This window comes from Leadbettera azotonutricia ZAS-9, from assembly GCF_000214355.1.
GTDB classification, from domain to species: Bacteria; Spirochaetota; Spirochaetia; order Treponematales; family Breznakiellaceae; genus Leadbettera; species Leadbettera azotonutricia.
This window is the reverse complement of sequence record NC_015577.1, coordinates 3,521,812-3,540,798: the sequence shown is the minus strand read 5'-3', so window position 1 is coordinate 3,540,798 and position 18,987 is coordinate 3,521,812. Positions and strand designations below refer to the sequence as shown.

Here is an 18,987-nt window from a genome sequence, read left to right as displayed (position 1 = left end):
CCATGTTAAGCCCAAAGCGCGTTAAGCATCGAAAAGTACAGCGCGGGAATATGCCCGGGAATGCCACCCGGGGAAACACGATAGCCTTTGGCGATTTTGCCCTTGTTTCCCTTGATCGTATGTGGATCACCAACAGGCAGATCGAAGCCGCCCGTATTGCCATGAACAGGCACATCAAGAGGGGCGGCAAGCTCTGGATCAGGATTTACCCGGACAAGCCCTATTCGAAGAAGCCCGCTGAAACCCGCATGGGCAAAGGCAAGGGCGCTCCCGAATACTGGGTAGCCGTGGTAAAACCCGGAACCGTTATGTTTGAATTGGGCGGCATCGACAAGGCCCTGGCTGAACAGGCCATGAAATTAGCCGGCGCGAAGCTACCCATCAAATCCAAATTCGTTGCCCGTTCCGATATGGAACTGGGAGCCTAGGGGATAGCAATGAAGAATTCATTCAAGAACCTTTCGTTCCCCGAGCTTAAGGTAAAGCGGGAAGAACTCAACCGGAAGTACCATGATTTCCGGTTCCAGATGATTATCGGGCATGTGGAGAATCCCCTTCAAAAACGGACTCTCCGCCGTCAGATCGCCCGGCTTAACACCCTTATCCGCGCGCAGGAGATCGCCCAGCAGGGCAAGGCTCTGCCGCAGGGCGGGGCAAAGGAGTAAACCGTGGCAGAAGAAGCAGCACAGGCCAAAAGCGGCAAAAAGGAATTTGTAGGCATCGTAAAGAGCGACAAGATGGACAAGACCATTGTGGTGACTATTCAGACCACGGCCCTCCATCCCCTCTACAAGAAGTACGTGGTCAAGACCAAGAAGGTCAAGGCCCATGACGAGAAAAATGACGCCAAGATCGGCGACAGGGTACGGGTGGTTGAATGCCGGCCTATCAGCAAGGAAAAGTGCTGGAAGCTGGCGGAAATCCTGGAACGCGCCAAATAAGGGAGTTCAAGAGCAATGATTCAAGTAGAGAGTTACCTGAATGTGGCGGACAATTCAGGAGCCAAGATAGTACAGTGCATCAAAGTTCTCGGCGGCTCCAAGCGGAAATATGCCAGCATTGGCGATATTATCGTGGTGGCCGTCAAAGATGCCCTGCCTACCTCGGCAATCAAGAAAGGAACCGTGGAAAAAGCGGTAGTGGTCAGAACTCACAAAGAGTACCGCCGTTCTGACGGAACCTACATCAGGTTTGACGATAACGCCTGTGTCATCATTGACGCGGCGCTTAACCCCAAGGGAAAGCGTATCTTCGGGCCTGTGGCCCGGGAGCTTCGGGAAAAGGGCGATTATATGAAGATCGTTTCCCTGGCCCCTGAGGTGTTATAGGAGCGGATTATGGCTGAAACAGCGGAACATAAATTTAAACTGAAGAAAGACGACACCGTGGAGATTATCGCGGGCAAGGACAAGGGTAAGCGCGGGCGCATACTCAAGATCCTCCGCGACAAGGACAGGGTGGTGGTAGAAGGCGCCAACATCGTCAAAAAGGCGAAGAAGCGCAAGAACCAGCAGGACAGGGGCGGCATTGTGGAAATCGAAGCGGCCCTCCACATCTCCAATGTGGCTTTGGTCTGCAAAAAATGCGGACCTACCCGGATAGGCTATAAAATCAGCGGCGAGACCAAAACACGGGTCTGCCGGAAATGCGGGGAGGCGTTATAATGAAAGGTTATGAACCCCGGCTCAAGAAGATATACCGGGATACTATAGCCCCCGAGATGTTGAAGGATTTTTCCTACAAATCGGTCATGCAGATACCCAGGCTCCACAAGATTGTGGTGAGCATGGGCGTGGGCGAGGCCCTGGTGAACAAGAAGCTTCTGGACGCGGCCATAGACGACCTTACCCTCATCACCGGGCAAAAGGCCGTAAAGACCAAGGCCAGGAAGAGCATCGCAAACTTCAAGATCAGGGCAGGCCAGGAAATCGGCGCCAGGGTAACCTTGAGGGGAACCATGATGTACGAATTCATGGACAGGCTGGTGAATGTGGCCCTTCCCCGTGTCAAGGACTTCAGGGGCATCAACCAGAACGCTTTTGACGGGCATGGCAATTATTCCATGGGCATCATAGAGCAGATCATTTTCCCGGAAATAGACTTCGATAAAATAGAGCGCGTAGCCGGATTGAATATCGCCATCGTAACGACGGCGAAGACAGATGCGGAGGCCAAGGCCTTCCTCACCAAATTCGGCATGCCCTTCAGGAAATAAGGGGGAGTTAATGGCAAGAAAAGCGATGATTATTAAGGCGCTCAGGACGCCTAAATATAAAACCAGGAAAGTCAACCGCTGCCGTATCTGCGGCAGGGCCCGGGGCTATTTAAGGAAATTTGAGATGTGCCGTCTCTGCTTCCGCAAATTGGCGAGCGAGGGACTTATTCCCGGCGTTACAAAATCAAGTTGGTAGGAGAATAGGATGAGCGTTTCTGATCCCGTTGCGGATATGCTGACCAAAATCCGGAATGCCGGAATGGCAGGACATGAAAAAGTTGATATCCCCACCTCCAAACTCAAGCTTGAGATTGTGAAGATCCTAAAGACCGAAGGGTATATCAAGAATTTCAAGAAGGCCAGCCAGGAAGGGGCCAATGTGATCCGAGTCTTCCTCAAATACGATGAGAAGACCGGCCCCATTATCCATGGCATAGAGAAAGTTTCCAAACCCGGACGCCGGGTTTATATGGGCTATAAAACCATGCCCAGGGTGTTGAATGGTTACGGAACCCTTATCGTTTCAACTTCGATGGGGGTTACCACCGGCAAGAAGGCCGCCGAAAAGAAAGTCGGCGGCGAAATAATCTGTACCGTCTGGTAAGAGGTTGTAAGTATGTCGCGTATAGGAAGAATACCGGTGAAAGTCCCCAAGGGCGTCAAAGTCAGCTTCGCCAACGAAGTGATGACAGTCGAAGGCCCCAAGGGAAAGCTCACTCAAAAGTACCATCCCATTATCCAGTTTGAGGATAAAGGCGATGAAATCGTTGTCAGCCGGCCCAATGAGGAAAAGCAGACCAAGTCCTTTCATGGGCTGTACCGCAATCTCCTCAATAATATGGTTACCGGGGTATCCACAGGGTTCACCAAGGTGCTCCTTATCACCGGTGTGGGTTACCGCGCCGAAGTGCAGGGCAAGCTCCTGGTGATGAGCCTCGGCTATTCCAGCGATATTTTCGTGGGCATACCCGGGGACCTTACCGTAACTGCCGATGCCAATGGCAGGGTAACAGTTACCGGCATCGACAAGCAGAGGGTGGGCGAACTTGCCTCCCAGATCCGCAAGCTCCGGCTTCCTGAGCCTTACAAGGGCAAGGGCATCCGTTATGACAACGAACAGATCAGAAGGAAAGTCGGCAAGTCCGGCGTTAAATAGGGTAAATCATGCTGCGAAAAATGGTCGAGAAAGACAGAAAACGGCTTAAGAGGAAGACCCATATCCGCAAGGCGGTTTCGGGCACTGCCGAGCGCCCGAGGATGAGCGTCTTCAGGAGCAATAAGAACCTCTCCATCCAGATCATCGACGATGACAAAGGCAACACTTTGGCTTCTGTCTCCACTCTGGAAAAAGAGTTTAAGGCCCTCAAGCCGAATATAACCGGCGCTTCCCAGCTTGGCGAAATCATGGGAAAACGCCTTATCGAAAAGAATATCAAGACAGTCGTGTTCGACAGGAACGGCTATTTGTATCACGGCGTGGTTAAGGCCATGGCCGATGGAGTCCGCAAAGCCGGGATCCAGTTTTAGGGGGCGGAATGGAAAACGCGCAGGGTAGAGACGAAGGAAGAGAAGGCAGGGGCGATGGCCGCAGGGGCGGAGGACGGGACAGAAACCGCGATCGCGACCGGGACGCCGCCGAAAAAGAATTCATTGAGAAGCTTGTCAAGCTCAACCGTACCGCCAAGGTCGTGAAGGGCGGGCGCAGGTTCTCCTTCTCCGCACTCACCGTCATTGGCGACAGGAAGGGCAAAGTGGGCTTCGGCTTCGGCAAGGCCAACGATGTTTCCGAAGCCATACGCAAGAGCATAGACAGGGCCAAGAGGAACCTCATCCTCCTCCCGGTGAAGAACGGGACCATCCCCCACGAAATCGAGGGGGTGTTCAAGGCTTCGCGGGTGCTTTTAAAGCCCGCTTGTTCAGGAACCGGTATCATAGCCGGCGGCCCTGTGCGGGCCATCATGGAAGCTGGGGGCGTTACGGATGTGCTTTCAAAGTCCATTGGCGCTTCGAGCCAGTATAACGTGGTCAAGGCTACCTTCGACTGCATCAGCAAGATGCTGGATGCCAGAAGCGTATCCAAAAACCGGGGCAAGTCCCTCAAGGAATTCTGGGGATAATATGGCAAAAATACGGATTAAGCTCGTCAAGAGTGTTATAGGATCCCTGCCCAAACAGCGGGCCACTGTCCGCGCCCTGGGTTTGCGGAAGATAGGATCTTCCTCCGAGCAGGAGGCAAGCTCCGCAATTCTCGGCATGGTGAAGGTTGTTTCCCATTTGGTCTCTGTTGAGGAGATAAAGTAATGCACGATTTTAATTTGCACGCCCCCGAGGGCGCCAATAAAAAGAAGCGTATCATAGGACGGGGCCAGGGCTCAGGCCGTGGTACCACTGCCGGAAAAGGCAACAAAGGGCAGAAATCCCGTTCGGGTGGAAAGACCTATGTCGGGTTCGAAGGCGGCCAGATGCCCCTCTACCGGCGCTTGGCCCACCGGGGCTTCTCAAACTATCCTTTCAAGAAAACTTACCAGGTGGTTAACCTGGGCGAGATTGACAAACGTTTTGACTCAGGCGATACGGTGGACGAAGCTTCTCTCCTTAAGAGCGGCCTCGTTAAGGGCGCCAGCCCGGTCAAGATCCTCGGCGACGGGGATCTCACCAAGAAGCTCAGCTTCAAAATCGCCCACATTTCCGCATCTGCCAAAGAAAAAATCCTTAAGGCCGAGGGAACCATAGATGGCTAATCCATTAGTCGGTATCTTCAGGGTAAAGGAACTCAGGGAGCGCATCATCTTTACTGCTCTGATGCTGGTGGTGTTCAGGGTCGGCGCGGTGCTTCCCATACCCGGGATCAACGTGCAGGAGCTGAACGCTTATTTCCTTTCCCAGGCGAATTCGGGGAACGCCATCGTGGACTACCTCGACTTCTTTGCCGGCGGCGCTTTTTCCAACTTTTCTGTGTTCATGCTGGGGATCATGCCCTATATCTCCATGTCCATCATCATGCAGCTTCTCATCATCGTGTTTCCCAGGCTGAAGAAAATCTCCCAGGAAGAGGGGGGTCGGAAGAAGATCCAGTCCTACCAGCGAATGGGAACCATAGTGGTCAGCCTGATTCAGTCCTTTGCCGTGACCCAGTATGCCCAGAGCATTTCAAGGAGCGTTGAAAACCTCCTTTCCATGAATATCGTGCCCTTTACGCTTATCGCTATGCTCACGGTAACCACAGGAACTATGTTCCTCATGTGGATAGGTGAGCAGATCACCCAGCGGGGCATCGGGAATGGCATTTCCCTTCTCATCTTCGCCGGCATCGTGGCTCGTCTGCCCCAAGCATTGTGGGAGCTCATGCAGCGGGTGCGGAGCGGAGACCTCAACCTGGTGTTCGTCATCGTAGTTTTTGTGATGTTCGTGGCGGTTGTCGCGCTGGTCGTGTTTGAGCAGCAGGGACAGCGCAAGATTCAGGTGAACTATGCCAAACGGGTTGTGGGCCGCCGCATGTACGGCGCCCAGAATACATATATCCCCTTCAAGATCAATCCTTCAGGGGTTATTCCCGTCATTTTTGCTTCCTCTATTCTCACTTTCCCCCTGCAAATAGCTTCGACTATAGGCGGGAATGTGCCTTGGCTGGCGGCGGTTTCCAATGTTTTGACTCCCCGAGGTCCCCTGTACAATGTCCTGTACGTGATTCTCATCATATTCTTCGCCTATTTCTATACCCAGGTAAGCTTGAATCCCATAGAAATTGCCAAGAACATTAGGGAGAACGGCGGTTCCATACCGGGCATCAGGTCCGAGCGTATTGAGGAATATCTTACCAAGATCCTCAACCGCATCGTGCTTCCCGGTTCGCTTTATTTGGCCCTTATTGCGGTTATACCGACCTTTATCCAATGGGCCTTTAACTTCCCTTCGTCCATTTCGTACCTCATGGGCGGCACTTCCCTCCTCATCCTGGTAGGCGTTGACCTCGATACCATGAGCCAGGTGGAGGGCCTTCTCAAGATGCATCATCACGAGGGACTCACAAGGAAGGGACGGCTCAGGGGACGGAACCTGTAGTATTGAAGATTGACCAAAGCTCAAAGATTTGGTTTAATGAAAGTTCGCCTTTGATTTAGGCAAGAGGAGAAATGGATGAAAGTCCGGACAAGTGTGAAGCCTATTTGCGATAAGTGCAAGGTGATAAAGCGGAACGGCATAGTCCGTATCGTTTGTCAGAATCCCAAGCATAAGCAGAAGCAGGGTTAGGAGACAGTATGGCGCGTCTAGTGGGGGTTGACCTCCCGAACAAGCATGTGAACATAGCCTTGACCTATGTCTACGGCATTGGCAGATCCAGTGCCGATGAAATTTGCGTTAAGGCTAAAATCGATCCCATGAGGAAGATCAACGATCTTTCCCAGGAGGAACTCAACGAACTCAGGACTATCCTTGAGGCAGATTATAAGGTCGAAGGCCGCCTCCGTACGGAGATTGCCCTCAACATTAAGCGCCTCATGGACATAGGCTGCTACCGGGGTTTGAGGCACCGCAAGGGCCTTCCGCTCCGGGGCCAGCGCACCCGTACCAATGCCCGCACCCGCAAGGGCAAGAAAAAGACCGTTGCCGGTAAGAAGAAGTAAGGAGAGCATAGCGTGGCTGGTACTACCAAAAAGAAGAAAGAGAAAAAGTCCGTTTATGAGGGGAATGTCTATATTCAGGCAACCTTCAATAATACTATCGTAACCATTACCGACCTTATGGGAAACACAATTTCCTGGTCCAGTTCGGGTATGCTTCAGTTCAGGGGCGCCAAGAAGTCCACCCCCTTTGCGGCGCAGACTGTAACCGAGACTGCCGCCCAGAAGGCCATGCAGGTAGGGCTTCGGGAAGTTCATGTTTTCGTGAAGGGCCCGGGCATAGGGCGCGAGTCGGCAATACGCCAGCTCGGCGCCCTGGGTATAAAGGTCAAATCCATCAATGACGTAACTCCGATACCGCATAACGGCTGCCGGCCTCGGAAGACACGCCGCATCTAAGGGGGAAAGGGAAAATATGGCAAGATATACTGGCCCCGTTTGCCGGCTCTGCCGGACGGAACAGAAAAAACTGATGCTCAAAGGCCACCGCTGCCTGAGCGATAAATGCCCCATCAACAAGAAAAGGCCCGCGCCCGGCAAGGATCCGAAAGCCCGGCCCGGCAAAAGGTCCGACTACGGGGTGCAGCTCAGGGAGAAGCAGAAGCTCAAGAGAATTTACGGCATGCAGGAAAAGCAGTTCAGCCTCTTCTTCGAAAGAGCTCTGCGTATGCCCGGCATTACCGGTGAAAACCTCTTTGCCCTGCTGGAACGCCGGCTGGACAATGTGGTCTACCGCATGCGATTCGCTGTAAGCCGCAGCCAGGCCCGGCAGATCGTGCTTCATGGGCATGTAACGGTGAATGGCAAGAGGGTCGATGTACCTTCCTATCTCGTGAAGGCTGAAGACACAATCGAAATTGAAGAGTCCAGCAAAGGCCTTATCATAATCAAAGACGCGCTGAAGGAATTCGGCAAATCCGGTGTTATGCCATGGCTTCAGCTTGATCCTGATGCGATGAAAGGAAAGTTCCTTGCAGTGCCCCGGAGAGGTGATATCACCGATCTTGGGGATATCAAAGAACAGATGATCGTCGAATTATATTCTAAATAAGGAGAACCCATGGCCCGTAAGAACCTCCTTAAAGGATTCAAACGTCCGAAGACCATTACTCTTGAGCATAGTGAACTTAAGCCGAATTACGGCCGGTTCATTGCGGCTCCCTTTGAACCGGGATTCGGAACGACCGTGGGGAATACCCTGCGCCGGGTTCTTCTATCGTCCATTCAGGGATATGCGATTACCGCAGTCAAGATCAATTCCTATGGCGCGGACGGGGTTGCCCACAATGTGTCCAGCGAATTTGAGACTATCCCCAATATCGTGGAGGACACCCTCGAGGTTATCAACAACCTCAAGCAGATTAGGCTCAAGCTCCCCGACGATGTGGAGCAGGATGTCCTCATCTACGAATGGTCAGGCAAGGGCGAGATAAAGAGCAATGATTTTGCCCGCCAGGGGCAGGTCGAAGTCCTGAGCGTCGGCCAGCACATCATGACCCTCATGGAGAATGCAAAGATCGAATTTGAAGTCCAGATCGATCTTGGAAGGGGCTATGTGCCTTCCGAAACCAATGAGCGCTATATTGATGTCATTGGCACTATCCCCCTGGACGCCATATACTCGCCGGTAAAAAAGGTCAAGTTTGCGGTGGAGCCCACACGGGTTGGCCAGCGTTCGGATTATGACAAGCTGGTGCTCGAGATATGGACAGACGGGACCATCAAACCCGATGACGCCCTGGCCGAAGCCGCCAAGATCGCCAAGGAACACCTCACCATGTTCATCAATTTTGATGAAAACACTTTTGGTTCCGACGACGACATTGACGACGACGATATCAGGATCAGCCAGATCCTCAATACCCCCGTGGAAGAGCTGGAGCTTTCTGTCCGTTCCTCCAACTGTCTCAAGAACGCGAATATTAAAACTATAGGCGAATTGACCCGAAAAACCGAAGACGATATCGCCAAGACCCGTAATTTCGGGAAGAAATCCCTCCAGGAGATCAAAGAAAAGCTCAAGGAGTGGAATTTAAGCCTGGGGATAACCGACTTGAATGTGCTGAAAAACGCGGTCAGGGTTACGCCTCAAAAGGAAGCAGAAGATGAAGCATAGGAGAGGCTTTAACCCCCTGGATCGCCGTTCAGCCCACCGGAAAGCCCTGCACCGTAACATGGTCACCTCCCTTTTCCGGTACGAACGGATCAGGACTACCAAGGCCAAGGCCCTGGAAATACGCAGGAGCGCCGAAAAACTCATCACCCGGGCAAAGATAGACAGTGTCCATAACCGCCGTCTTGTTTCGGCTCGTCTCTTTGACGAGGGCATGGTTGTCAAACTCTTTACCGACATCGCGGTACGCATGAAGGAAAGGGCCGGCGGTTATACCCGCATACTTAAGCTTGGCGAAAGGCCCGGCGACGCTGCCGAAATTGTGATCCTCGAACTGGTGGATTACAAGCTTGACACCGGCGAGGCTTCGGACAAGAAGGCCAAGAAAGATGCCAAAAAAGACGCATCCAAGAAAGCCAAAAACGAAAAGGCCAAAGAGGAGAAGAAATAGATGTCAAAAGCCCACAGAGGTAAGGGAATACGGGAAATTGCCGCCCATGGCCGGGGTGAGTGCCCGGTCTGCAAAAGGTACAATGTGAAGATCCTCTACGAACAGGATGCAGGCGGACAGAAAGTGAAGATCTGCAAAACTTGCAAGGCTGCCATCAAGCACGGCAAGAAAAGCGTAATAGATACCGGTGTTCAGGCTGCTGGAGAAACCGCTCAAGCCTGACGGCGATCCAGGTAAAACTGGGCGGCCAGCCCTGCCCCCTGGATTATTGCCAGGATGAAAAAGGTGCTGCCCATACCGAAAAACTGGAGGCAGTAGCCTCCCCCAAGGGAGCCTGCGGCTCCGCCAATGGAAAGGAAAATCTCGTGGAGAGCCATGTTCTTCGCGGGATTTTTTTTGTCCACCCCCGAATGGAAAATGCTGTTGTTGTAGCAGCCTGCGCTGATGAATCCGAAAGCAAAAGCAATGATCATATAGAGGAGTATCATTTTTCCTGAAAAGAGGAGTATCAGCGAAGAAACAATAAGCGAACCATGGAGAAAGAGTATCCACTTCTTGTTGAAATGCCAGAAAATGAATTTGGCAAAAAAAGTGAACGCGAGTACCCCCGCTATGCCCCTGAATAGCATCACCAGGCCTGCGGTTTTTTCTGTATATCCCAAAGTATCCCTGATATAGAGGGGCACCACATTTCCCAGCACCCCGCTGAATAAATTGGAACAGACGCCGCCGATCCATCCCCGTATCTTATAGGACTGTATGGATTTTTCGAGCCTCTCAGGTATGAGGGGGTTCTTTTTTGCTGTCTTTGCCTCGTCCTGCTGGCCTGTGGTATTGTCCTTCCTTCCCGGTTCCGTGAAGAAGGCCAGGAATACCAGAACGGCGACGATTGAAAAAAGGCAAAGGCATACTAGTGCAAATACCAGGGCTGTGCTTACCCGATAAAGAGCGCCGCCTACAAGGGGGCCAATCAAAAGGGCCGACATCCATGCCCGGTTATACCATGAAATATCATGGTTAAGTTCAGTCTCGTCGAGACCCTGGGTGAACCATGCCATCAGGGGAGGCCAGAAAAAACCTGTGGCCCCCTGTATAAAGCCCCAGGTGATCACCGCTGCCGATCCGCTAGTTGTGAGGGCCAGAATGAAAGTGGAAATAAAAGAGCAAAACACCGCCGCGGGAAGTATATATTTTGGCTTTCCTTTGTTTCCAAAACGTTGATAAATAGTACATCCCAGGAAATAAATACCTGTACCCAGGGCAAGGGAAGCCCCCACCTGGCCCGCGCTGAAGCCGAATTTATCAGTCAAAAGGTATAGCAGGGTGAAAGACAATATATTGATGGAAAAGCTGTAAAAGAAAGCGCATAAAAACAATATATTATTTCTGCTTATAGGCAGTTTCTTCACCAGGCGTAAGGATGAGAACATCTAAATTACCGCATTTCCCTTAAACAATGGTATGTGGTAATAAGGGATTATTCAATAGAGGCAAATGGGTTCCTGAGCATGAGGGCTGTGCCAAAAAGGCCGTCGGTCATTTTATAATAGTATTCATAAGTCATTTCCTCGTCTCCTGCCCTTTTCCAGTGTTTGGCGGCCAGATCGTCGCTGTATTCAGAGAGGGGGTATATTTTGAAGCCGGTGAGATCTTTTTCATAATGGGTGATTACGGGGATGAGACCTGTTTCTTCAAGGCTGAGCGTCCCGTTCTCTTTTTTCAGCCTGAGGTACATGAGCCCTCCAAGGAGGAGGTTTTTGTCCGACGTAACATGGGCTGATGCAAAATTCCCCAGTGAATAGTAACAGATGGTTTTGCCCCCGTCCGCCCTGGGCAGGACAACCATGGGCTGAAGTACATGGGGGTGGTGGCCTATGATGACATCAACATTGTGCTCTGCAAGGAAGGCGCTCAGTTTTTCCTGGGCCGCTGAAGCTTCAAGTTCATATTCAATTCCCCAGTGCATGGAGACTGCAAGAAAATCGCAGAGGGGCCTTATGGCATCGATTTCCTGGGCCATTTTTTCTGTTTCTATGAGGGACACCATGTATGACTTGTCTTTAGGGAGGGGGATATAATTGGTGCCGTATGTATAAGAAAGGAAGCCTACCCGAATATTATTTTTTTCGACGATGCAAAAATTGTTGCTGCGGCTTTCTTCCGAGCGGTGTATGCCGAGGCAGTGAACCTCCGGGATAGTATCCCAATAATTCAGGGTGTTGAGTATTCCATCCACACCCTGATCCATGACATGGTTGGTAGCCTGGTTTATTATGTCAAAACCTGCTGCCACCAGCGCGGCGCCTGCTTCTTTTGGAGTGTTGAATAGAGGATAGCCTGAATAGGGGGCGTTCCCCAAAACTGTCTCCTGGTTTACAAAGGCGATATCCGCAGGCTCTATGTAGGGTTTTACCAGTTTATAAAGGGGATCGAAGTTATATGTTCCATTCTTAAGAAAATCCTTCAGGATGGGGGGATGGAATAGGTTGTCCCCCGCAGCAATGATAGTAAGATAATCTATAACAGGCTGCGGCGGCTCGGCGATTTGGGGGGTCCCATGGATTTCATCTTCGATTATTGGAGCAGGGGCGCCGGCGCAGGAAAACAGGAAAGGAATAAAGAGAAGTAGCAGGGCTTTGTTTTTCACTAATTAAGGCCCTGTATAGTCAGTATTGAAGGAATGCCCCTGATGTTCTTCATGACTTTTTTTACGTCGTCGGGGGTGGTCAAGCTGTATTGTAAAAAAGCCGGTGAGCCTTGATTGTGATGTTTCTTCAAGACGGCCTTCGATGAGGTGGCCCTGGTTTTTGCGCACTGCCCCTTCAATCTCTGAAAAGAGATCCGCAGAACTCCTGGCTTCGATTTTAAAGCGCTTGACCAGGGCTGTGCCTGCGTTTTCCCACTCCGTATCGATTTTGCGGTCTTCAAAATCAGGGAGGTTCGCGAGGTTCGTGCAGCTTTTGCGATGAATGATAATGCCCCTGCCCCTGGAGACATAGCCTATAATGGGGTCCCCTGTGATGGGGCGGCAGCAGCGGGCAAAACGTATCATCATGTTTTTTTCCGTGATGCCCTCGCCCGAAGCAATCCTGACATGGAAAAAGTTGGTTTCATTCCCCTCTGTATTAATGACCCGTTGAATCGGAGGGCTGCCCTTTTTTGCTGTTTCCTTTTCGGGCGGAGGAGTTTCAGAGGCTTTCTTTTTGGCGACCACATTTTTTTCGATGATCAGGGCTTCATCGTTCTGCTGGAGCCAGGCGCGTATTTTGCTTTTGGCCTTTGCGGTTTTTACTATCCTGAGCCAGTTGATGTGGGGGCGCGCCTGGGCCGAGGTGAGTATTTCTACTACCTGGGTATTTTCAAGTTCGGAGCTCAGGGGGATAATCGCGCCATCCGCTTTGGCGCCTGCGCAGTGATCGCCTATGGTGGAGTGTATTTGATAGGCAAAATCGATGGGCGTGGCGCCCATAGGGAGTTCGATCACTTTTCCCTGGGGGGTAAAGACATAGATAGAATCCTTTAGAATTTCCCGTTTGATTTCTTCAAGAAAAGTTTTTGAATTGGCATTATGAGTATTAGTGCCCTCGGTATCTTTCCAGTCCTTGAGGCGGTTGATAATGGAGATGTCTACTGGCCGCACCAGCTCGCGGGAGCTGCCTTTTTTATAGAGCCAATGGCTGGCAATGCCGTTTTCCGCAATGTGGTGCATTTCCCCGGTGCGGATTTGAATCTCCACAATCCGGTCGTCAGTCGGGCCGGCGCCGGCCGCCATGACTGTGGTATGGAGGCTCTGGTAGCCGTTGGATTTGGGCATGGCTATATAATCCTTAAAACGCCCGTCCAGGGGTTTCCAGAGCCGGTGAACAAGGCCCAGGAGGGTGTAGCAGTTTTCGATATTGCCGCATATAATCCTGATGCCGAAAAGATCGTAGAGGTCGCCAACTGCTTTATTGCGCTTCCGCATCTTTTGGTATATCGAATAAAAATGCTTTGCCCTGCTCGAGGCTTCGATATTGATTCCAGCCGCCTCGGCCTCCTTTTCAATATCGTGCTGCACCTTGTCGAGGAAGATCCTGCGCTGTCCCCGCTTTTCGGAAACTATTTCTTTTATCTGCATGTACGCTTCGTGGTTTATATCCTTGAGGGCCAGATCTTCAAGCTCATCCTTGATCCACGAAATGCCCAGCCTGCCTGCAAGGGGCGCATAAATGTCGAGGCATTCCTGCGCTGCCTGCTTGCGTTTGTCGGCAGGTTTGTCGCTGGCCTCCTCAAGATCCTGAAGCTTGTCCGCCAGCTTGATGAAGATGACCCTGATGTCCTTTGCCATGGCAAAGAGCATTTTGCGTATATTTTCGGCTTCCTGTATGGTCTTGTTTTTTGCCTGGAGCCCAGCAATGCGGGCAGTCCCGCCGGTCAAGGCTGCCGCGTTTTTGCCGAATTTTTTATCTATCGTTTCGAGGGTGATATCGCCCTTTTCAAAAGAATCGAGTACCAGGGCCGAAACAAGGGTGTCGGTGTCGAGGCTGAGATCGGCAAGTATGGATGCCATTCTATGGCCCCGTCCTTTTTTGTCGGCCAGGCTCAAGGCTTCGCGGATCAGCTCCTGATCCTTTTTGCCGAGGGTTTGTATCTTTTCTAAAAAAGCGCCCGTGGGAGGGGCCGTATTTTTATCATCCTGTTCCATCTTTGCTTTCTCTATTGAGTGTACCGCTTATAACCCTGTCCAGGCCCGCGAGGTCTTTGTAAAGCCGCGGCTCCCTGAACCCATTATCCAATAGTATACCACGAATTGCATCCATCTGCCTTGGGTCTGCTTCCATGAGGAGTATTCCATTATCCTTTAGATAGTGCCCTGCCTCCCTTGCAATTCTGCGTATCAAATCCAGCCCATCCCTTCCCCCATCCAGGGCAAGGCTTGGCTCCATGCGCACTTCTTTTGCAAGGCCCCCGATTTCTGCAGAGGGAATATAAGGAGGGTTGCTCACAATGAGGGTGAATTGCTTTGGGAAGGCGGCATTGGGGCTGGAAGGATTTTGAAAGGGCTGAAAAAGATCCGCCTGTATGAAATGCACTGCGTTATCGTGAAGCAGCCGGGCGCAATTTGCCCTGGCAATGCTGAGAGCTGCCCCGGATATGTCGGAAGCCCATGCCTCAAGTCCGGGACATTCGTTTTTCAAAGCAATGGCAATTGCGCCTGAACCGGTGCAGAGGTCGAGCACGCTGATACGGGAATTTGAATCTGCCCCGGATTGAACAGAGTCAAGCTCTTGCAGGGCAGCCTCGACCAGGGTCTCGGTATCGGGCCTTGGCACAAGCACATCGGGGCTTACCGTAAAATCAAGGCCCCGGAATTCCTTCCGCCCAAGGATATAGGCTACAGGTTCGCCGGCAAGGCGGCGGTTAATGCGGCTGCGGAAGTTCTCATTGTCTCCTTCCGGGATTGAATCAGGGCCATGGAGAATCAAACCTGCTTTATCGGTATGCAGGATTTCTGCGAGAAGGATGCCTGCGTCCAGGGCGGGGGTGTCAATATGAGCGGCACGTAAACGGGCGGTTTCAATGGTCAGGCTGTTTTGGATGGTCATAGCTTCCTGCCCTGACTGCTGTATCTACGACGCCGTAGCCCTGAGCAATTCTTCCCGGGCAGAAAGCTTTAAGGCGTCAAACAGCTCCTCTACATCACCCTGCATGATGAGATCCAGTTTGTAAAGGGTGAGGTTGATGCGGTGATCCGTAAGGCGGTTCTGGGGGAAGTTGTAGGTGCGTATGCGTTCGGAGCGATCCCCTGTGCCAACCTGGCTCTTGCGGGCTTCCGCCCGTTCCGAGGCCGCCTTGGCTTCTTCCATCTCGTAGATGCGGGCCCGGAGTACGCGCATGGCCTTTGCCTTGTTTTTTATCTGACTCTTTTCATCCTGGCAGTGGACTACCAGGCCCGAAGGGATATGGGTGATGCGCACTGCCGAGTCTGTGGTGTTGACGCACTGGCCGCCGGGGCCGCCCGCGCGCATGACATCGATGCGAAGATCTTCCTGCTTGATGTCGATTTCAGTCTCGTCCGCTTCGGGGAGCACCGCCACGGTTACTGCAGAAGTGTGTATGCGCCCCGAAGCTTCGGTGGCAGGCACCCGCTGAACACGGTGAACCCCGGATTCGTAGCGCATATTTTCGTAGACATTTTTGCCGCTTATGGAAAAGACGATTTCTTTGAGGCCGCCGAGTTCGGTTTCGTTGGAATTCATGATTTCGAACTTCCAGCCCCTGGTCTCGGCAAACCGGGAATACATGCGGAAAAGGTCGGCCGCAAAAAGGGCAGCCTCTTCGCCCCCCGTGCCCGCCCGAATTTCCATGATGATGTTTTTTTCGTCCAGGGGATCCCTGGGGATAAGGAGGAATTTGAGCCTGTCTTCCGCGTCCTTCATTTTGAGTTCAAGCTCTTTGAGCTCCTCTTTGGCAAGTTCCTTCATTTCGGGATCTTTTTCGTCCTGCGCCAGGGTCCTGGTTTCTTCAAGCTGCCCCGCAAGCCCTTCAACCTCCCCATTGTACTCGGCGATTTCGTTGAGCTGGGAATATTCCTTCATTATACTGCGGTATTGATTCTGGTCCTTTACGATGTCCGGATCCTGAATCAGCTTTGAAAGCTCCCCATGGCGGCGGAGCATGGAATCGAGCCTTTCACTCACTTTCTGTTTTCTCCTGAAATTGGGGGCAGGAATACACTACCAGCTCCATGGGGTCGTCCATATCGGAAAAGGTCCCCATTTCTTTGGTCAGCGTGTCCTGAACCCGGCAATTCCCGCTGGAATTGCAAAGAGGGCAAGCACCGTTGCCCCTGGAATTGATCTCAACTTGCATAACGACAGTTTATCATAAAAACGAGCCTGGGGCAAAGGGGGGAAGGGAGGCCTTGCCCAATCATCCAATCCAGAGCATTCAGGCTATGATCCAGGTTGACGGCAACATAGAGCCCGGTAAGCATGGCGGCAAGTTTGCCGGACAAAAAGCATTGGCTTGAACAGGTTGTATAAAAATCAATATTTTTTGATAAAAAGGCTGTCCACCACTCTGGGGAATTCGCTTGCCATCCGGGCTTCGTCAAAAACAATACCCATAAGTAATATTATTATTACAAAAGATGCGAAATAAATTTCTGTTTTATTGATTCATCTTATCTGATGAATTTCCCGTATTAAATTCATCTTATCTGATGAATTCAAAAAAACGCTGTTTTATATAATTTTCCGGGAATAAACGCTATATAGTGTTTTTCTTATATATTGATGTATAAGGAAAATGGGTGAATTTTGTAAACCAATGTTTATGTTTAACAAAAATACTTGACGAAATTCGTTAAATAGTATAAATATAATATTTACATGGACGATAAAGAAGAATATGAAATATCTATACATAAAGAGTCGTTAAACGAATGGCTTGTTGGTACAGCAGCAAATTATTACCATTATTCAAGGAAAATAGGTGTTTCAAACGATGTTACCCACCCGCTTTATGAGGCGCAAGTGGAACTATATGCATTGAAAAGGGAAATTGAGAATGCAACAACCATGGAGGAACTGAACGGGATACGCGACAAGGCATTTGAATATAATCATAAATTAGCCGACATAAAAAACAAAGAACCATTGGAGAAATAATCTAGGAATATAGTTTTAATTTATCGGACGTGTCCGAATTTTTGTGTAAATGGCAATGAATTATTTAGAACGGAACCCGTTCATTGCCAAAAATAATAGCGAATTGGTTGAGCGCCATCCCCCAATCCCGTACCGGCATTGTCCATTTCTCTGACGCATTCCTAATTGCCAAATACAATATCTTAAATATAGCATCATCGTTCGGAAATGTCGAGCGGTTTTTTGTGACTTTTCGCAGCTGGTAATTTAATGACTCAATTGCATTTGTCGTGTAAATTGCCTTGCGGATTTCAGGCGGGTATTTAAAGAACTCGCTTAAGTCATCCCAGTGGGTATCCCAGGACTGGTATATCATCGGGTACTTGGCATCCCATATCTTGCCGAATTCTTCCAGTGCGTCACGGCCGGCTTCCTCGGTGGCTGCCGAATATATGGCCTTAAGATCGGCACAGATTTTTTTCAGGTCTTTCCAGGAAACAAACTTGGTGGAATTACGCACCATGTGGACAATGCACAATTGGATACGGGTCTTGGGAAATACTGCCCGAACCGCTTCGGGGAAACCGGTAAGGCCGTCCATGCAAGCGATGAGTATGTCTTCCACTCCCCGGTTCTTTATTTCGTTCAGGACGCCCATCCAGAACTTAGCCCCTTCGTTCTCCGCTATCCAAAGGCCCAATACCTCCTTCTGACCCTCGAAATTCACTCCCAGAGCCACATAGACGCTCTTGGTACAGCTTTTCCCGTCCTGTTTGGTCTTGACCCTCAGGGCGTCCAAATACACGATGGCATAAGATTTTTCCAGCTGCCGATTCTGCCACTCCTTCACTTCTTCCATCACCGCTGCAGTGACACGGCTTATCAATTCAGGGGAGACTTCCACGTTATATATTTTTTCCAGGTGTGATTTAATATCCCGGTCGGTCATCCCAAAGGAATACATCGAAATAACCTGGTCGTTAAATATAGGGAGCCGTCTTTGGTGTTTCGCCAGTATCTTGGGTTCGAACGTTCCATTGCGGTCCCGTGGTACCTGTATCACTGCACTCTGATTCTCTGTCAGGACTGTCTTTTCACTGTACCCGTTTCGGCTGTCCCCCGAATTGTCCCCGGCGTTGGAATTCTTTTCATACCCCAAATGCTCGTCCATTTCAGCATTCATGACACGGCTTAGCAGCTTCCCTGTCAGATGCTTTAATAATCCTTCCTGTCCAAGGATTTCTTCCTGGGTCATTCCTTTAAGGTCTATCTGATCGAGTATTTGGTCGATCAGATCCTTCTCTTTCAGTTTTCGTGTACTGGCCATTTTGTCTCCTTGGTATTTCTACCATATTTTGGCCATTTACACAAACTTCAGGACAGGCCCAATTTATCTGCAAAAGTTTCTGCATTTTTTATATCATCTTCATTAGGTCTTCCTTTATTCATTCCACCAAAATATTTAAGGACACTATTTGTATTAAACCCTCTACAACTAAATTCGTCTAATATATTAAAACCCTTTGATTCCAATTTTTCCCTAAGTGTTTTATGATCATTATGCATTTTTTTTATTCCGTATACTCCACTAGTTGAAAATATAAATGCTTCCTTTCCAATATTATTTGATATTTTATCTACGATTTCCAACAAAGGAGAATAATGCTTACCACTATCAATCCCGGCTCCAAAACCAATTAAATCATAATTTTTAATTTCCTCAATATTTAGTTTTTGAGGTTCAATTATTTTTGCATTCAATTTCTTGGAAAATATTTCAGCGATTTTCATAGTGTTCATATGATGGTATGAATAAACAATGAGTAGAGTGTTTTTTGCCATTTTTGTCTCCCTTTATAACCAATTATGGGATTTATAAAATAGATATATCCTTTTTTTATTTTTGTCAATGCTTTTGATAAAATTTGCTCTTCCATAATCATTTCTTTCCCCCT

At 50.2% G+C, this 18,987-nt stretch carries 30 protein-coding genes; 22 read left to right on the top strand and 8 right to left on the bottom strand.

The features are described from left to right. Positions 1–2 precede the first annotated feature (2 nt). From rplP to TREAZ_RS15560, 21 genes are all read left to right on the top strand, one after another. Positions 3–428 (top strand): 50S ribosomal protein L16, encoded by a 426-nt coding sequence (gene rplP / locus TREAZ_RS15660; protein ID WP_015712873.1) that lies wholly within the window; start codon positions 3–5, stop codon positions 426–428. 9 nt (positions 429–437) lie between these two features. Further along, positions 438–665 (top strand): 50S ribosomal protein L29, encoded by a 228-nt coding sequence (rpmC, locus tag TREAZ_RS15655; protein WP_015712872.1) that lies wholly within the window; start codon positions 438–440, stop codon positions 663–665. Positions 666–668: 3 nt separating this feature from the next. Continuing rightward, positions 669–941: a 30S ribosomal protein S17 gene (gene rpsQ / locus TREAZ_RS15650; protein WP_015712871.1), complete on the top strand. Its 273-nt coding sequence runs from the start codon at positions 669–671 to the stop codon at positions 939–941. A gap of 15 nt (positions 942–956) precedes the next feature. Then, positions 957–1,328 (top strand): 50S ribosomal protein L14, encoded by a 372-nt coding sequence (gene rplN, locus TREAZ_RS15645; protein WP_015712870.1) that lies wholly within the window; start codon positions 957–959, stop codon positions 1,326–1,328. A gap of 9 nt (positions 1,329–1,337) precedes the next feature. Next, a complete protein-coding gene (gene rplX / locus TREAZ_RS15640; protein ID WP_015712869.1) occupies positions 1,338–1,664 on the top strand; it encodes a 50S ribosomal protein L24 in 327 nt (108 codons plus the stop codon). Continuing rightward, positions 1,664–2,215: a 50S ribosomal protein L5 gene (rplE, locus tag TREAZ_RS15635; protein WP_015712868.1), complete on the top strand. Its 552-nt coding sequence runs from the start codon at positions 1,664–1,666 to the stop codon at positions 2,213–2,215. Before rplX ends, rplE begins: the two co-directional genes overlap by 1 nt. Before the next feature lie 10 nt (positions 2,216–2,225). Continuing rightward, the gene (locus TREAZ_RS15630) at positions 2,226–2,411 is read left to right on the top strand and encodes a type Z 30S ribosomal protein S14 (protein WP_015712867.1); all 186 of its coding nucleotides are present in this window, start codon (positions 2,226–2,228) and stop codon (positions 2,409–2,411) included. Between the two features lie 9 nt (positions 2,412–2,420). Continuing rightward, positions 2,421–2,819: a 30S ribosomal protein S8 gene (gene rpsH / locus TREAZ_RS15625; RefSeq protein WP_015712866.1), complete on the top strand. Its 399-nt coding sequence runs from the start codon at positions 2,421–2,423 to the stop codon at positions 2,817–2,819. Positions 2,820–2,831: 12 nt separating this feature from the next. Beyond that, on the top strand, positions 2,832–3,371 hold the full coding sequence (gene rplF, locus TREAZ_RS15620; protein ID WP_015712865.1) for a 50S ribosomal protein L6: 540 nt from the start codon (positions 2,832–2,834) through the stop codon (positions 3,369–3,371). Between the two features lie 8 nt (positions 3,372–3,379). Continuing rightward, positions 3,380–3,742, top strand: a complete 363-nt coding sequence (gene rplR / locus TREAZ_RS15615; RefSeq protein ID WP_015712864.1) for a 50S ribosomal protein L18 — start codon at positions 3,380–3,382, stop codon at positions 3,740–3,742. An 8-nt stretch (positions 3,743–3,750) separates the two neighbouring features. After that, positions 3,751–4,332, top strand: coding sequence for a 30S ribosomal protein S5 (gene rpsE / locus TREAZ_RS15610; RefSeq protein ID WP_015712863.1), 582 nt, complete (start codon positions 3,751–3,753; stop codon positions 4,330–4,332). 1 nt (position 4,333) lies between these two features. Then, complete coding sequence (gene rpmD, locus TREAZ_RS15605) at positions 4,334–4,516, top strand: 50S ribosomal protein L30 (RefSeq protein ID WP_015712862.1); 183 nt, start codon at positions 4,334–4,336, stop codon at positions 4,514–4,516. After that, positions 4,516–4,956, top strand: coding sequence for a 50S ribosomal protein L15 (rplO, locus tag TREAZ_RS15600; RefSeq protein ID WP_015712861.1), 441 nt, complete (start codon positions 4,516–4,518; stop codon positions 4,954–4,956). Before rpmD ends, rplO begins: the two co-directional genes overlap by 1 nt. Further along, a complete protein-coding gene (gene secY, locus TREAZ_RS15595; protein WP_015712860.1) occupies positions 4,949–6,277 on the top strand; it encodes a preprotein translocase subunit SecY in 1,329 nt (442 codons plus the stop codon). The genes rplO and secY overlap by 8 nt, the downstream gene beginning before the upstream one ends. Positions 6,278–6,352: 75 nt before the next feature. Continuing rightward, complete coding sequence (gene rpmJ, locus TREAZ_RS15590) at positions 6,353–6,466, top strand: 50S ribosomal protein L36 (RefSeq protein ID WP_043923153.1); 114 nt, start codon at positions 6,353–6,355, stop codon at positions 6,464–6,466. Positions 6,467–6,474: 8 nt separating this feature from the next. Next, positions 6,475–6,840, top strand: a complete 366-nt coding sequence (rpsM, locus tag TREAZ_RS15585) for a 30S ribosomal protein S13 (RefSeq protein WP_015712859.1) — start codon at positions 6,475–6,477, stop codon at positions 6,838–6,840. A 12-nt stretch (positions 6,841–6,852) separates the two neighbouring features. After that, positions 6,853–7,236 carry a 30S ribosomal protein S11 gene (gene rpsK / locus TREAZ_RS15580; protein WP_015712858.1) on the top strand — a complete coding sequence of 128 codons (384 nt, stop codon included), beginning with the start codon at positions 6,853–6,855 and terminating at the stop codon, positions 7,234–7,236. 16 nt (positions 7,237–7,252) lie between these two features. Beyond that, the gene (rpsD, locus tag TREAZ_RS15575; protein WP_015712857.1) at positions 7,253–7,888 is read left to right on the top strand and encodes a 30S ribosomal protein S4; all 636 of its coding nucleotides are present in this window, start codon (positions 7,253–7,255) and stop codon (positions 7,886–7,888) included. A 9-nt stretch (positions 7,889–7,897) separates the two neighbouring features. Further along, positions 7,898–8,953, top strand: coding sequence for a DNA-directed RNA polymerase subunit alpha (locus TREAZ_RS15570; protein ID WP_015712856.1), 1,056 nt, complete (start codon positions 7,898–7,900; stop codon positions 8,951–8,953). After that, positions 8,943–9,401 carry a 50S ribosomal protein L17 gene (gene rplQ, locus TREAZ_RS15565; protein ID WP_015712855.1) on the top strand — a complete coding sequence of 153 codons (459 nt, stop codon included), beginning with the start codon at positions 8,943–8,945 and terminating at the stop codon, positions 9,399–9,401. The genes TREAZ_RS15570 and rplQ overlap by 11 nt, the downstream gene beginning before the upstream one ends. Further along, positions 9,402–9,623 carry a hypothetical protein gene (locus TREAZ_RS15560; protein ID WP_015712854.1) on the top strand — a complete coding sequence of 74 codons (222 nt, stop codon included), beginning with the start codon at positions 9,402–9,404 and terminating at the stop codon, positions 9,621–9,623. Here TREAZ_RS15560 and TREAZ_RS15555 read toward each other — a convergent pair. Genes TREAZ_RS15555 through TREAZ_RS15530 form a run of 6 tightly spaced genes read right to left on the bottom strand, consistent with a single transcriptional unit; the run spans position 9,614 to position 16,253 of the window. Then, positions 9,614–10,831, bottom strand: coding sequence for an MFS transporter (locus tag TREAZ_RS15555; RefSeq protein ID WP_015712853.1), 1,218 nt, complete (start codon positions 10,829–10,831; stop codon positions 9,614–9,616). The two genes, TREAZ_RS15560 and TREAZ_RS15555, sit on opposite strands and share 10 nt — an antisense overlap. A gap of 47 nt (positions 10,832–10,878) precedes the next feature. Then, positions 10,879–12,048 (bottom strand): CapA family protein, encoded by a 1,170-nt coding sequence (locus TREAZ_RS15550; RefSeq protein WP_015712852.1) that lies wholly within the window; start codon positions 12,046–12,048, stop codon positions 10,879–10,881. 3 nt (positions 12,049–12,051) lie between these two features. Next, positions 12,052–14,085 carry a RelA/SpoT family protein gene (locus TREAZ_RS15545; protein ID WP_245535050.1) on the bottom strand — a complete coding sequence of 678 codons (2,034 nt, stop codon included), beginning with the start codon at positions 14,083–14,085 and terminating at the stop codon, positions 12,052–12,054. Further along, the gene (gene prmC / locus TREAZ_RS15540; RefSeq protein WP_015712851.1) at positions 14,072–14,986 is read right to left on the bottom strand and encodes a peptide chain release factor N(5)-glutamine methyltransferase; all 915 of its coding nucleotides are present in this window, start codon (positions 14,984–14,986) and stop codon (positions 14,072–14,074) included. The genes TREAZ_RS15545 and prmC overlap by 14 nt, the downstream gene beginning before the upstream one ends. A 24-nt stretch (positions 14,987–15,010) precedes the next feature. After that, positions 15,011–16,081, bottom strand: coding sequence for a peptide chain release factor 1 (gene prfA / locus TREAZ_RS15535; protein ID WP_015712850.1), 1,071 nt, complete (start codon positions 16,079–16,081; stop codon positions 15,011–15,013). Beyond that, positions 16,074–16,253 carry a hypothetical protein gene (locus tag TREAZ_RS15530; protein WP_015712849.1) on the bottom strand — a complete coding sequence of 60 codons (180 nt, stop codon included), beginning with the start codon at positions 16,251–16,253 and terminating at the stop codon, positions 16,074–16,076. Before TREAZ_RS15530 ends, prfA begins: the two co-directional genes overlap by 8 nt. Before the next feature lie 521 nt (positions 16,254–16,774). Here TREAZ_RS15530 and TREAZ_RS15525 point away from each other — a divergent pair. Continuing rightward, entirely contained in the window at positions 16,775–17,053 is a 279-nt protein-coding gene (locus tag TREAZ_RS15525) for a hypothetical protein (RefSeq protein ID WP_015712846.1), read from the top strand. Positions 17,054–17,117: 64 nt separating this feature from the next. Here TREAZ_RS15525 and TREAZ_RS15520 read toward each other — a convergent pair whose 3' ends face one another. Together TREAZ_RS15520 and TREAZ_RS15515 are read right to left on the bottom strand one after the other, a co-directional pair. After that, entirely contained in the window at positions 17,118–18,359 is a 1,242-nt protein-coding gene (locus tag TREAZ_RS15520; RefSeq protein ID WP_015709764.1) for an IS256 family transposase, read from the bottom strand. A gap of 47 nt (positions 18,360–18,406) precedes the next feature. Beyond that, a complete protein-coding gene (locus TREAZ_RS15515; protein WP_015712845.1) occupies positions 18,407–18,874 on the bottom strand; it encodes a flavodoxin family protein in 468 nt (155 codons plus the stop codon). Positions 18,875–18,987: the final 113 nt, after the last annotated feature.

Excerpts from the sequence above, each read along its gene's own strand:
- rplX (WP_015712869.1), top strand. The coding sequence starts at position 1,338 with ATGGCTGAAACAGCGGAACATAAATTTAAACTGAAGAAAGACGACACC.
- rpsM (WP_015712859.1), top strand. The coding sequence starts at position 6,475 with ATGGCGCGTCTAGTGGGGGTTGACCTCCCGAACAAGCATGTGAACATA.
- rpsE (WP_015712863.1), top strand. The coding sequence starts at position 3,751 with ATGGAAAACGCGCAGGGTAGAGACGAAGGAAGAGAAGGCAGGGGCGAT.
- TREAZ_RS15515 (WP_015712845.1), bottom strand. The coding sequence starts at position 18,874 with ATGGCAAAAAACACTCTACTCATTGTTTATTCATACCATCATATGAAC.
- rpsH (WP_015712866.1), top strand. The coding sequence starts at position 2,421 with ATGAGCGTTTCTGATCCCGTTGCGGATATGCTGACCAAAATCCGGAAT.
- rplO (WP_015712861.1), top strand. The coding sequence starts at position 4,516 with ATGCACGATTTTAATTTGCACGCCCCCGAGGGCGCCAATAAAAAGAAG.
- secY (WP_015712860.1), top strand. The coding sequence starts at position 4,949 with ATGGCTAATCCATTAGTCGGTATCTTCAGGGTAAAGGAACTCAGGGAG.
- rpmD (WP_015712862.1), top strand. The coding sequence starts at position 4,334 with ATGGCAAAAATACGGATTAAGCTCGTCAAGAGTGTTATAGGATCCCTG.
- TREAZ_RS15525 (WP_015712846.1), top strand. The coding sequence starts at position 16,775 with ATGGACGATAAAGAAGAATATGAAATATCTATACATAAAGAGTCGTTA.
- TREAZ_RS15545 (WP_245535050.1), bottom strand. The coding sequence starts at position 14,085 with ATGGAACAGGATGATAAAAATACGGCCCCTCCCACGGGCGCTTTTTTA.
- TREAZ_RS15530 (WP_015712849.1), bottom strand. The coding sequence starts at position 16,253 with ATGCAAGTTGAGATCAATTCCAGGGGCAACGGTGCTTGCCCTCTTTGC.
- rplE (WP_015712868.1), top strand. The coding sequence starts at position 1,664 with ATGAAAGGTTATGAACCCCGGCTCAAGAAGATATACCGGGATACTATA.
- prmC (WP_015712851.1), bottom strand. The coding sequence starts at position 14,986 with ATGACCATCCAAAACAGCCTGACCATTGAAACCGCCCGTTTACGTGCC.
- rplR (WP_015712864.1), top strand. The coding sequence starts at position 3,380 with ATGCTGCGAAAAATGGTCGAGAAAGACAGAAAACGGCTTAAGAGGAAG.
- rplF (WP_015712865.1), top strand. The coding sequence starts at position 2,832 with ATGTCGCGTATAGGAAGAATACCGGTGAAAGTCCCCAAGGGCGTCAAA.
- rplP (WP_015712873.1), top strand. The coding sequence starts at position 3 with ATGTTAAGCCCAAAGCGCGTTAAGCATCGAAAAGTACAGCGCGGGAAT.
- TREAZ_RS15555 (WP_015712853.1), bottom strand. The coding sequence starts at position 10,831 with ATGTTCTCATCCTTACGCCTGGTGAAGAAACTGCCTATAAGCAGAAAT.
- rpmJ (WP_043923153.1), top strand. The coding sequence starts at position 6,353 with ATGAAAGTCCGGACAAGTGTGAAGCCTATTTGCGATAAGTGCAAGGTG.
- rpmC (WP_015712872.1), top strand. The coding sequence starts at position 438 with ATGAAGAATTCATTCAAGAACCTTTCGTTCCCCGAGCTTAAGGTAAAG.
- TREAZ_RS15520 (WP_015709764.1), bottom strand. The coding sequence starts at position 18,359 with ATGGCCAGTACACGAAAACTGAAAGAGAAGGATCTGATCGACCAAATA.
- rpsD (WP_015712857.1), top strand. The coding sequence starts at position 7,253 with ATGGCAAGATATACTGGCCCCGTTTGCCGGCTCTGCCGGACGGAACAG.
- rplN (WP_015712870.1), top strand. The coding sequence starts at position 957 with ATGATTCAAGTAGAGAGTTACCTGAATGTGGCGGACAATTCAGGAGCC.
- TREAZ_RS15630 (WP_015712867.1), top strand. The coding sequence starts at position 2,226 with ATGGCAAGAAAAGCGATGATTATTAAGGCGCTCAGGACGCCTAAATAT.
- TREAZ_RS15560 (WP_015712854.1), top strand. The coding sequence starts at position 9,402 with ATGTCAAAAGCCCACAGAGGTAAGGGAATACGGGAAATTGCCGCCCAT.
- rplQ (WP_015712855.1), top strand. The coding sequence starts at position 8,943 with ATGAAGCATAGGAGAGGCTTTAACCCCCTGGATCGCCGTTCAGCCCAC.
- TREAZ_RS15570 (WP_015712856.1), top strand. The coding sequence starts at position 7,898 with ATGGCCCGTAAGAACCTCCTTAAAGGATTCAAACGTCCGAAGACCATT.